The 11435-nt window shown below is 58.7% G+C and carries 11 protein-coding genes and 1 other annotated feature; of the genes, 4 read left to right on the top strand and 7 right to left on the bottom strand.

Translation table 11 applies throughout. The features are described from left to right. Nucleotides 1–83 precede the first annotated feature (83 nt). The 5 genes from recR to KHQ26_RS13165 all read right to left on the bottom strand — a co-directional run bounded on the left by recR (nt 84) and on the right by KHQ26_RS13165 (nt 4158). On the bottom strand, nt 84–689 hold the full coding sequence (gene recR / locus KHQ26_RS13185; RefSeq protein ID WP_002892177.1) for a recombination mediator RecR: 606 nt from the start codon (nt 687–689) through the stop codon (nt 84–86). Continuing rightward, entirely contained in the window at nt 689–1021 is a 333-nt protein-coding gene (locus KHQ26_RS13180) for a YbaB/EbfC family nucleoid-associated protein (protein ID WP_002892173.1), read from the bottom strand. Before KHQ26_RS13180 ends, recR begins: the two co-directional genes overlap by 1 nt. Nucleotides 1022–1078: 57 nt before the next feature. After that, on the bottom strand, nt 1079–2986 hold the full coding sequence (dnaX, locus tag KHQ26_RS13175; protein WP_004177229.1) for a DNA polymerase III subunit gamma/tau: 1908 nt from the start codon (nt 2984–2986) through the stop codon (nt 1079–1081). Then, nucleotides 1682–1746, bottom strand: a sequence feature (DnaX frameshifting element). It overlaps the preceding gene by 65 nt. Nucleotides 2987–3078: 92 nt before the next feature. Continuing rightward, nucleotides 3079–3630: an adenine phosphoribosyltransferase gene (gene apt, locus KHQ26_RS13170; RefSeq protein ID WP_004177230.1), complete on the bottom strand. Its 552-nt coding sequence runs from the start codon at nt 3628–3630 to the stop codon at nt 3079–3081. A 150-nt stretch (nt 3631–3780) separates the two neighbouring features. Continuing rightward, nucleotides 3781–4158, bottom strand: a complete 378-nt coding sequence (locus KHQ26_RS13165; protein ID WP_004177231.1) for a DUF454 family protein — start codon at nt 4156–4158, stop codon at nt 3781–3783. Between the two features lie 69 nt (nt 4159–4227). Here KHQ26_RS13165 and priC point away from each other — a divergent pair, with 69 nt between their 5' ends. The 3 genes from priC (at nt 4228) to KHQ26_RS13150 (ending at nt 5920) form a co-directional block, all read left to right on the top strand. Continuing rightward, nucleotides 4228–4755 (top strand): primosomal replication protein N'', encoded by a 528-nt coding sequence (gene priC, locus KHQ26_RS13160; protein WP_004177232.1) that lies wholly within the window; start codon nt 4228–4230, stop codon nt 4753–4755. A 12-nt stretch (nt 4756–4767) separates the two neighbouring features. After that, nucleotides 4768–4941, top strand: a complete 174-nt coding sequence (gene rsmS / locus KHQ26_RS13155; RefSeq protein ID WP_002892136.1) for a pleiotropic regulatory protein RsmS — start codon at nt 4768–4770, stop codon at nt 4939–4941. Nucleotides 4942–5008: 67 nt separating this feature from the next. Beyond that, entirely contained in the window at nt 5009–5920 is a 912-nt protein-coding gene (locus KHQ26_RS13150) for an Rpn family recombination-promoting nuclease/putative transposase (protein ID WP_004177233.1), read from the top strand. Nucleotides 5921–5955: 35 nt separating this feature from the next. On the opposite strand, the gene mscK is transcribed toward KHQ26_RS13150, so the two are convergent. Both mscK and acrR read right to left on the bottom strand, forming a co-directional pair. Beyond that, nucleotides 5956–9303, bottom strand: a complete 3348-nt coding sequence (mscK, locus tag KHQ26_RS13145; protein ID WP_004177234.1) for a mechanosensitive channel MscK — start codon at nt 9301–9303, stop codon at nt 5956–5958. A 129-nt stretch (nt 9304–9432) separates the two neighbouring features. Continuing rightward, entirely contained in the window at nt 9433–10083 is a 651-nt protein-coding gene (gene acrR, locus KHQ26_RS13140; RefSeq protein ID WP_002892080.1) for a multidrug efflux transporter transcriptional repressor AcrR, read from the bottom strand. Nucleotides 10084–10225: 142 nt separating this feature from the next. Between acrR and acrA the strand changes: the two genes are divergently transcribed. Next, nucleotides 10226–11419 (top strand): multidrug efflux RND transporter periplasmic adaptor subunit AcrA, encoded by a 1194-nt coding sequence (gene acrA, locus KHQ26_RS13135; protein ID WP_004177236.1) that lies wholly within the window; start codon nt 10226–10228, stop codon nt 11417–11419. The last annotated feature ends 16 nt before the right edge of the window (nt 11420–11435 follow it).

The raw sequence follows: 11435 nt of genomic DNA, 5'->3' as shown, positions 1-11435 counted from the left end.
AATGGGTAAAAAACCGTTGAGTGGGAGATGGGGACAGCGGGGAAATTTTTCAAGCGGAGGCGGCGAAGGCCGCCTCCATTTGTTCAGAAAGTAATCTTGTGGCGACCGGCCAGGGAGTGGGACAGCGTGGTGCCGTCGACCATCTCCAGCTCGCCGCCCACCGGCACGCCGTGGGCGATTCGGCTGGCGTCGACGCCATACTGCGCGCACAGCTCTGCGATGTAGTTGGCCGTCGCCTCGCCCTCAACGGTCGGGTTGGTGGCGAGGATCACCTCGGTGATCGACTCCGCCTCCAGCCGTTGCTCCAGGCGATCGAGCCCGATGTCATCAGGCCCGATGCCGTCGAGCGGCGACAGGTGCCCCATCAGCACGAAGTAGCGGCCGGAATACTGCCCGGTCTGCTCAATGGCATAGATGTCCGCCGGACTCTCTACCACGCAGATCTGGCCGTTTTCCTGGCGACGCGGGTTGCTGCAGATATTGCACACCTCCTGCTCGGTGAAGGTGCGGCAATCGGCGCAGTGGCCGATCTCCGACATCGCACGCGTCAGCGCCTGCGCCAGGCGCATCCCGCCGCTGCGATCGCGCTGCAGCAGGGTAAACGCCATGCGCTGCGCTGACTTCGGGCCGACGCCCGGCAGACAGCGCAGCGCTTCCATAAGCTGAGTTAACAGCGGGCTAGTTTGCATCAGAACGGCATCTTGAAGCCTGGCGGCAGTTGCATACCGGCAGAAACGGAAGCCATCTTCTCTTTCTGGGTCTCTTCGATACGGCGCGCGGCGTCGTTGAACGCGGCAGCCACCAGGTCTTCGAGCATCTCTTTGTCGTCTTCCAGCAGGCTTGGGTCGATCTCCACACGGCGGCAGTTGTGCGCGCCGTTAATGGTCACTTTCACCAGACCCGCGCCGGATTCGCCGGTTACTTCCAGCTGAGCGATCTCTTCCTGCATCTTCTGCATTTTCTCTTGCATCTGCTGGGCCTGCTTCATCAGGTTACCCAGGCCGCCTTTTCCACCAAACATAGGCTTCTCTCTCAGTCAGTCATCGTTAAAGGTACTGAATGCCAGTCAGACTGGCATTCAAATGGGGCGAATACTCTCTTCATCCAGATCGGCGTCGAAGAAACGACGCAGGGTCTGAATGTTATTATCCGCGATAATGGCTTCGCGCGCCTGCGCGAGCTTCTCTTCATAAATAGCCTGCCGCCACTCCAGCGGCGTACGCATCGCGGGATTATCGTCTTCCACGATGGTCAATTCAACCGGCGTACCGTACAACACCCCCAGCGCTTCAGCCAGCTTTTGCTGCGCGCTGGCGGAATTGAGGTGGCGCTGGCTGGGACGCAGATGCAGACAGACGCGGCTGCCCTCCTGCTCTTTCCACGCGTTGAGCGCCACCTGCTCGACCAGCTTCGGTACCGCCAGCTGGCTCACTTCCGCCGCCCAGCTGTCGCGCTCGACCGCTTCTTCGGCGAGCTTGGCCGCCAGCTCCGGCGTCTTCTCATGCTCCAGCGCCTTTTTCAGCGCTTTGGGCGTGGCGACTTCGACTTTGGTCTCTTCCACCACCGTCGTCGCCTTCCAGCGATAGGCCTCTTTCTTCGCCGGGGCCTGCTCCAGCGCGGCCGCGGCCGGACGAGCCTGGACGCGCTCGGTAATCGAACTCAGTCGCTCCAGCGCAGCGTTATTCACCGGCCGCGCGCGGGAAGCGGCTGCCGGTTCACTCTTTTTTGGGGTGGTTGCTCCCTGGCTGCGCTGCAGGTGGCTGCGGGCCGCCAGCACCTGGCTGGTGGTCGGCGGCAAACTCTGCGGCGACTGTGGCGGCGGCGCGGCGGGGGCAACCGGCTGACGCGGCGCGGGCGCGGCGGCCTGTGCCGGCTGCACCTCCGGCTCCGGCAGCGGCTTACGCGGATGAAACGCCAGGGCACGCAGCAGCGTCATTTCGACGCCCATCCGCCGGTCCGGGGCGTAAGGCAGCTCTTTGCGGCCAATCAGCAGCGTTTGGTAGTAGAGCTGAACGTCGCCGGGCGGTACGGTTCGCGCCAGTTCGCGCATCCGCACTTCGACCGCGGCCATGTCGGCGCCCAGCGCCGAAGGCGACAGCTGAACCATGGCGATGCGGTGCAGCAGGCTCTGCATCTCGACCAGCAGCGCCTCCCACTCGACGCCGCGTGCGGCGGCGTCATTGACGCCCGCCATGACCCGCTCGCCGTCGGCAGCAACCAGCGCTTCAATCAGCGACAGCGCCTGATCGTCATCAAGGGTGCCGAGCATGGTGCTCACCGATGCGGCCGTCAGCTGCCCTTCCCCACTGGCAATCGCCTGATCGGTCAGGCTTAAGGCATCGCGCAGGCTGCCATCGGCCGCCCGCGACAACAGCTGCAGCGCGCGGGGCTCAAAGGCAATCTGCTCTTCGCCAAGAATATGCTCCAGCTGATGGCGGATCTGTTCAACGTCCAGCGCCTTCAGGTGGAACTGCAGGCAGCGGGATAAGATCGTTACCGGCAGCTTCTGCGGATCCGTCGTCGCCAGCAGGAATTTGACGTGCGCCGGCGGCTCCTCCAGCGTTTTTAACAACGCGTTGAAGCTGTGACGCGACAGCATATGGACTTCGTCGATGAGATAGACCTTAAAGCGGCCGCGGGCCGGCGCGTACTGGACGTTGTCCAACAGATCGCGGGTATCTTCGACTTTGGTTCGCGAGGCGGCGTCAATCTCAATCAGATCGACAAAGCGCCCCTGTTCAATTTCCCGGCAGTTATCGCACACGCCGCAGGGGGTGGCGGTGATGCCGGTTTCACAGTTTAACCCTTTCGCCAGCAGACGGGCGATGGAGGTCTTCCCGACCCCGCGGGTACCGGAAAAAAGATAAGCGTGATGAATGCGCCCTAACGACAAGCCGTTCGCCAGTGCGGTCAGCACATGTTCCTGGCCGACGACGTCAGCAAAGGTTTGTGGGCGCCATTTACGGGCTAAGACCTGATAACTCATGGGCTGGCTCTGAAACGCTGGAAGGTGAAATCACGAAGGGGTCATGCTATCACAGCCCCGCCCGATCGGCGAGGCTATGTGGAGGGATTTGCTTAGTGGCCCGGGAACGGCACCAGACAGTAGCAGTGGATCCCCAGCTTCTCCAGGCGCTGTTCGCCGCCCAGATCGAAGAGATTGATAATGAAAGCGGCATCGTGCACTTCGCCACCGAGGCGGCGGATCAGTTTGACCGTGGCGTCGATAGTGCCGCCGGTCGCCAGCAGATCGTCAACCACCAGCACTTTATCGCCCGGTTTAATGGCGTCAACGTGGATCTCCAGCTGATCGGTGCCATACTCCAGCTCATAGGTCTCGGCGATGGTTTCACGCGGCAACTTACGCGGCTTGCGTACCGGAACAAAGCCCACGCCCAGCGCCAGCGCGACCGGGGCGCCGAACAGGAAGCCACGCGCCTCAGTCCCTACCACTTTGGTAATACCCGCGTCTTTGTAGCGCTCGGTCAGCAGTTCAATGCTAAGCGCGTAGGCCTTCGGGTCTTCCAGTAAGCTGGTGACATCGCGGAAAAGAATGCCAGGTTTTGGATAATCCTCGATACTCTGGATGCTGTTCTTCAGATATTCAAGCTGCTGTGCAGTTGCGGTCATAAGTGTATGCCTGATTGAAACGGTATTACCCACGGGCGTGCAAAAGGGGCCAAAGAAACATTTGTTTAACCTTTGACCAGGCTTGCCCGCGCTCGAAAACGCCAGAATTTACTGGCTGTCGGCAACAATTGCAACAGGCATTATTGCGCATCAGTGCTTTTGTTGCTTTGCGTCAACCACCGGAATGCGCCACATAAAGATCAGCAGACAGGCCAGAATGACCAACAGCATGATGCGCACCCACGTAAGCTTAACCAGCCACAGCGAAATAGCAAAAGTCACCACGATCATCGCAATGGCGCGCGGTTTAGCGCCGCGAGGCATGGCGCGGTACTGTTGCCAGTGGCGAAGATAGCCGCCAAACCAGGAGCAATACAGCAGCCACTGGTGAAAGCGCGGCGATGAGCGGGCAAAGCACCAGGCGGCGAGCAGAATAAACGGCGTCGTCGGCAGCAACGGTAAGAAGACGCCCAGCGTACCCAGCGCTACCGCCAGCCAGCCGATAATGGTTAAAATAACAGGTGGCATAATGCGAATCGTTATCAAACAGATGAGGCTACTGTAGCACAGTTGGCTGACGGAAAATGGAGGGGGTTGGTGAAAACTGCTCAACTTTTACAAACGCTGAACGACCAGCTGAGTGAGCTGTCCGCGCTGGTGGCGCCGCTGGCGGAGCACGCGACCCTCAGCCCGCGCTTTGACCGGCAGCTCTTCCACACCCGCAGCACGCTGATGCAGGCCTATCTGGCGGAAGCCCAACACAACTTTAACCAGCTCCGCCAGGCCGTCGAGCGCCAGCAGCTGCCGCAGGTGGTCTGGATTGCCGAGCGTCTGGCGGCACAAATCGCCGCGCTGCGCCGTGAAACCGCCACCTGGTCCTTGCGCAGTTGGGACCACGCGTCGCCAACGTTGAGCCGCTGGCAGCGCCGTCGCCTGCAGCATCAGGAGTATGAGCGCCGCCTGGTGGCGATGCGCGACCAACGCCAGCGTCAGCTGGCGCAGGCGACCAGCCTTGACGAGCAGCAGCGGCTGGGGAAAGAAGTTGAAGCCTACAGCGGCCGGTTGGCGCGCTGCCGACAGGCGCTGGACAAGATTGAAAACGTACTGGCGCGGCTGACGCGCTAACAGGAGAGCCCGATGTCGCTGGAAAATGCATCCGATGAGGTCAAACTGGCCGTCGATTTAATCATGTTGCTGGAATCGCATCAGATCCCGGCGCAAACCGTGCTGAGCGCGCTGGAAATTGTCCGGCGGGATTATGCAAACAAGTTAAAAAACGCGGAAAGCGGGTCGCAAAACCCAGAGAAGTAGGATGTTGTCTCCGCCAGTGTGCTGGCAGTCTGGTCCTTTGCGCATGACGCCACTGGAGACAATATTGATGGAAAAAGTCAGTCAAACCCCACACGACGCGGTGTTTCGCCAGATGCTCATGCATCAGGCGGTCGCGAAGGATTTTTTGCAGTTGTACCTCCCCGCGCCGTTTCTGGCGATCTGCGAACTGGATTCGCTGCAGCTGGTCTCCGGTAGCTTTGTTGAAGAGGACCTGCGCGCCAGCTATTCCGATATCCTTTACTCACTGCGCACGCGTCATGGACCGGGCTATGTGTACGCGCTGATTGAGCACCAGAGTACCCCGGACAAGCTGATGGCGTTTCGCCTGCTGCGCTATGCGCTGGCCGCCATGCAGCGTCATCTGGACGCCGGCCACGACACGCTGCCGCTGGTGGTGCCGATTCTGTTTTATCACGGCAAAGTGAGCCCCTGGCCCTGGGCCCGCAACTGGCAACAGCTATTCGCCGATCCGGCGCTGGCGAAGGCGCTCTATAGCAATGATTTTCCGCTGGTGGACCTCACCGTAATGCCAGATAATCAGATCGCCCGTCATCGGCGGATGGCCATGCTGGAGCTGCTGCAAAAGCATATCCGCCATCGCGATCTGGCCGAGCTGCAGGTGCCGCTGATTGCGCTGATGACGCAAGGCTATCTGACAGAAGCGCAGCTGAATACGCTGCTGCGCTATATGTTGCAGGCGGGAACCACGGAACATCCGGGGGCGCTGATCCGCACGCTGGCGGCGCAGTCGCCCAGGCATAAGGAGCTGATGATGACCATTGCCGAATGGCTGGAAGAGAAAGGCCGTAAACAGGGAAAGCAAGAGGGTGAGCAGGAAGGTCGAGAAGCCGCCACTCGCAGCATCGCCGCCAGAATGCTGGCGCGCGGCCTCGAACGTCAAACCGTGCAGGAGCTCACCGGGCTGAGCGATGAAGAACTCGCCGCGCTGGCGCCCTGATACAGCAGGGGCGGCTTTGCGCCGCCCCTCTTCGATCAGGACGCGGTGGTGGGCGCCAGATCGTCGCCTTTCCCGTCCCGTTTCACTTCGGTGACTTCATCGCCTTTTTCATTGCGCAGATGAACTTCCAGCTGGTTAAAGGCAATGTTGATGTCATTCTCCCGGCACAGGCGGTCGATGGCGCGGTTGAGCTCATCCACCGTGTAGCTGCGATCGCGCAGTTCTCGAACATACAGACGCAGTTCATGATCCAGGGTACTGGCCCCGAAGGTGGTGAAGAAAACCGCTGGCGCCGGCTCCTGCATCACTTTCGGATGATCGTGCGCGGCCTTCAGCAGCACCTCTTTCACCTTATCCAGGTCTGAGCCATAGGCGACGCCGAGGCGGATCACCACCCGGGTCACGGTGTCGGAGAGCGACCAGTTGATCAAGCGCTCGGTAACGAACGCCTTGTTCGGGATAATCACCTCTTTGCGATCGAAGTCGGTGATGGTGGTGGCGCGAATACGGATTTTGCTTACCGTCCCCGAGAAGGTTCCGATAGTGACCGTATCCCCAATGCGCACCGGACGTTCGAACAGAATGATTAGGCCGGAGACAAAGTTACCGAAGATCTCCTGCAGACCAAAACCTAAACCAACCGACAGCGCGGCCGCCAGCCATTGCAGTTTATCCCAGGAGACGCCCAGCGCCCCGAATACCGTCATCGCCCCGATAGCGATAATCGCATAGTTGAGAATGGTGGTGATGGCGTAGGAGGTCCCCTGACGCATGTTGAGCCGCGACAGCACCAGCACCTCCAGCAAACCCGGCAGGTTGCGGATCAGCGCCCAGGCGACCATTGACGCCACAATGGCGAACAACAAACTGCCCATCGTCACGCTGCGCACCACGCTGGCCCCCGCCTCGGTGCCGTTGTAGTGCCAGAGGGTAATGCTGTCGAGGTAGGCGAAAACGGTGATCAAATCAGACCAAATCGCCCAGAACATCACTGCGAACAGCGCGACCATCACCAACATGGTGATGCGCAGCGTCTGCTGGTTGACCTGCTCGAGAGCGATAGTTGGCTCTTCCTGCGGCTCGGCGCCTTCCGCCCCTTCCTTCACCAGATGTTGACGGCGCGCCAGCGCGCGGCGCCAGGCGATACGCCGCGCCGCCACGCTCAGGCCGCGCAGCACGGTCTGGTACAGCAGGTTCCAGATCATCACCAGATACACGGTCTCGATCCAGCGTCCCGCCAGACGCAGCGTCGTGTAGAAGTAGCCGGTTGCCGTCAGCACCATCAGGGCCACCGGAACGATAGACAACACCGTGATCGTCAGCAGGCGCAGGCTGTGCGACTCTTTATCGCGCCAGCTTTCCCGGCACATCGGCCAAACCAGCACCGCGATCAGCAGTAAGTTGAAGAAAATCACCAACTGCCCCAGCACGTCGTCCATCAGGTTCAGCGGCGACAGTTCGGAAATCACCGACCAGAAATTCAGCGGCAGCAGCGCCAGGCTGACGCGAACAATCTGCCGCCGCCAGTGGCTGGTCAACTGCGCCGGCATATTAAAGTGGTTGACCGCGACGCCGTTCTTTTCCAGCACTTTCCAGCACAGGCCAAACACCAGCCAGAACATAGCCAGCTTTTTACTGTACGCCCACAGCAGTCCGCTAATATTTAACTGCATGGTGAGTAAGATCAGACCGATAGCCAGAATCAACAGCACCACCGGTAAGGCGCGGATCAGATCGATCAGGATCGCCTTCGGCGTATGCAGTTGGGTATCGTTGCGCAGCTGTCCCACCTGGGAAGCAAGCTTTGCCTGATAATCCTTGAGCCACTGCAGACGCCAGCGGATGAGGCCGGCAATCAACAGCAGCGGTAAACCGGCCAGGAAAGCGACAAACACCGCAGGCCACGCTTTTTCCCAGTTCACGGTGATTTTCATCGCCTTAAACTGACCTTTCAGCGCCTCCGGGAAGGCCTTAATCCACTCCCAGTCCATCGGTTTATTGCTGTTCACCCAGAAAATTTGCTGGGTCAGAATTTCCTTCAGACTGCTCGAGACGCTCATCAGCTGCTGCTGGTTGATCTGCAGGTTGATGGCCATCATCAGCTGGTTGCCCAACTGTTTGTTGAACTGATCAAGCAGTTCGCGACGCATGTCGATCACTTCCAGTAGCGCGGCGTGGACTTCATCGTTCACTTCGCTGCTGTGCCCCTCCTCCAGTTTGGCGACAAAGGCATCGCTCTGGAACAGCGCGTCGCGCTGCTGGTTCACCTCAAACTGTTCAAGCCGCAGGTCGGCGATGCGGTTGGTCATATCCTGCAGCTCATCCGCCGACGGTAATGTCTGTTGCTGTTGGTAAAGAATACGCGACAGCAGCAGGCTCCCCCGCAGAACTGAAATTTGCTCTTTAATATCCCGTTCAGACTGCAGCGCGCGGTCGAGCCAGTTTTTGACCTGGATATTGCGCTGCACCAGCTGGTTACCGTTCTCTGTTGCCTGGATCAGCTTCTCGCTGAGCTGATGGTTAATATCCAGCTCCTGCTTGACCAGCGGGTTGGCCTGAATACGCGCCGTTTCGTCGGGGGTAACCGCCTCCTGGGCGGTTTTCTCGGTCAGGGTCAGCCGTTTGCTGTTCACGGCCTCCTGCAGCAGCTGTAGCTGATGCTCCAGCCGGTTGCTCCAGGCGGTGACGTAGTCACGCTGCTTCTGCAGGGTATCCTGCAGGATAGTGTTGCCTTCGAGGCTCTTGCGCTGTTGCTCGATCTGCGCGTTGAGCAATGCCTGTTGAGCCTGCAACAGCACCTGCTGGGTCGGGCGTAGGGTCTCGTCGCCCACCGAGGTGCCATTCAGACGATTGCGGATCTGCTGCAGCTGCTGGGAGGCGTTGAACATCGCATTTTGCACGCGTTCCGGCTGCGTTTGCAGGGAAACCAGTTGGCTGTTATAGGTCGCCAGATCGTTTTGCGCATTCTGCAGATCGTCCAGCGTCTGGGTGACGCGCGACTCCAGCTGACGCAGGGAGAGCGTACTTAGCGTTTTGCGCGTCGCGTCGTCGTTCGGGACATCGCTCAGGTTATTGAGGCTCTCCACCGCCTGGCGCAGCTTCGCCGGCGCCTGCTCGACCTGCTGTCGCAGCTGTGCCGTCTCGCTTTTGATACGCTCGATTTTATCCAGCGTTTCCAGCGTCTGAGTCAGATCCTGCTGGACCAGTTTGTCCTGCGGAGTCAGTTCTTTTTGCTTGTTTAACGTATTGAGCTGGCTCTGCACCTCTGCCCGATCGGGGAGATCCGCGGCGCGGCCCTGGACTGGGCTGAAAAGGCCAATAAAACAGAGCAGCGTGATAATAAAGATGAACGTGGCGCGTTGCCTGGAGATCGTGTGCAGCATAGTTAATATGAATGAATGCAAATGCCGGAGAATACCGGGGGTCGTCGCAAGCGCGCAGAATAGCATTTCTCAGCGCTGGCGAATAGCGGCGGACGGCGCTAAAAATTCACGCCCATCCGCGCGCTACCTTTAAGCTGACAAGCTCTCCGGGCCGCGTAGCGTCGGGCAGAATTGATACATCTCCAGCAGAATAGCGACGTAGTCCCGCGCTTCCGCATGCAGGTCGAACGAATCGGGGGCAAACAGCCAATTTTCCATCAGCCCGGAAAGGTAGCTGCGCATTAACACGGCCGCCCGCCGGGTGAGTAAATTGGCGGGCAGCAGCTTCGCCGCGATGCACTCTTTCAAGGTCTGCTCGATACGCTCATAACTCGCCAGGGAGAGCTGCCGCTGGGCCTGCTGCACCACGGTCATTTCACCGACGAACTCACACTTATGATAGATAATCTCCATCATTAATCGTCGACGTTCTTCTGTCACTGTCGCTTCAAGAACATAGACTAGAATCTCCCTGATAACTGAGAGTGGATCGTTGGGGAATTTTGCCCGATACTCAATTTCGAGATCGCTAATACTGGCGTCTGACAGCTCCCAAATTTCGTTGAATAAATCTGATTTATTCTTGAAATGCCAGTAGATAGCCCCCCTCGTTACACCCGCAGCTTTTGCAATTGTTGCCAACGAGGTAGATGATACGCCTTGCTGCGAAAACAGACGCAGAGCAACATCCAGAATCAGTTGCCGGGTTTCACGTGCCTGTTGTTTGGTTTTTCGTGCCATAGGTTAATGACTTTACAGAGGTTACGTTTACATACATTTGTGAATGTATGTACCATAGCATGACCATAATAGAAAGACTGTAGTGGGTTTGTGGTTGTTTGAGCCACTGAACATTTTGAAATTGGACACTCGAGGTTTACATATGAACAAAAACAGAGGGTTAACGCCTCTGGCGGTCGTTCTGATGCTCTCAGGCAGCTTAGCGCTAACAGGATGTGACGATAAACCGGCTCAACAGGGAGCCCAGCACATGCCGGAAGTCGGTATTGTGACGCTCAAATCCGCACCTCTACAAATAACCACCGAACTGCCAGGCCGCACCAGCGCCTATCGCATTGCGGAAGTCCGTCCTCAGGTCAGTGGCATTATTTTAAAACGTAACTTCGTGGAAGGTAGCGATATCCAGGCCGGCGTCTCCCTGTATCAGATCGATCCAGCCACCTATCAGGCCAGCTATGACAGCGCCAAAGGCGACCTGGCAAAAGCCCAGGCGGCGGCAAACATGGATCAACTGACGGTCAAGCGTTATCAGAAACTGTTGGGCACCAAATATATTAGTCAACAAGACTACGATACCGCCGTTGCGACGGCGCAGCAGAGCAATGCGGCCGTGGTCGCGGCGAAAGCGGCCGTTGAAACCGCGCGCATCAATCTGGCCTACACCAAAGTGACCTCGCCGATCAGCGGCCGGATCGGTAAATCCGCCGTGACCGAAGGGGCGCTGGTACAGAATGGTCAAACGACCGCCCTGGCAACCGTTCAGCAGCTGGATCCGATCTATGTTGACGTCACCCAGTCGAGCAATGATTTCCTGCGCCTGAAGCAGGAGCTAGCCGACGGCCGCCTGAAACAGGAAAACGGCAAAGCGAAAGTGGAGCTGGTGACTAATGACGGGCTTAAGTATCCGCAGTCCGGCACGCTGGAATTCTCGGATGTCACCGTCGATCAGACCACCGGCTCAATCACGCTACGCGCTATTTTCCCGAACCCGGATCACACCCTGTTACCGGGGATGTTCGTCCGTGCCCGTCTGGAAGAAGGGATTAACCCTGACGCCCTGCTGGTACCGCAACAGGGTGTTACCCGTACGCCGCGCGGCGACGCCAGCGTCATGGTAGTGGGTGAAGGCGATAAAGTCGAAGTCCGCCAGGTCACTGCTTCTCAGGCGATCGGCGATAAATGGCTGGTCACTGACGGTCTGAAATCCGGCGATCGCGTTATCGTCACCGGCCTGCAAAAAATCAAACCAGGTGTGCAGGTAAAAGCGCAGGAAGTAGCTTCTGATGATAAACAGCAAGCCGCAGGCAACGCGCCATCAGAACAAACCAAGTCTTAACTTAAACAGGAGCCGT

Origin of the sequence: Klebsiella sp. 10 (assembly GCF_018223925.1) — a bacterium.
GTDB lineage: Bacteria > Pseudomonadota > Gammaproteobacteria > Enterobacterales > Enterobacteriaceae > Klebsiella > Klebsiella pneumoniae.
This window is presented reverse-complemented; position numbering and strand designations above follow the sequence as displayed.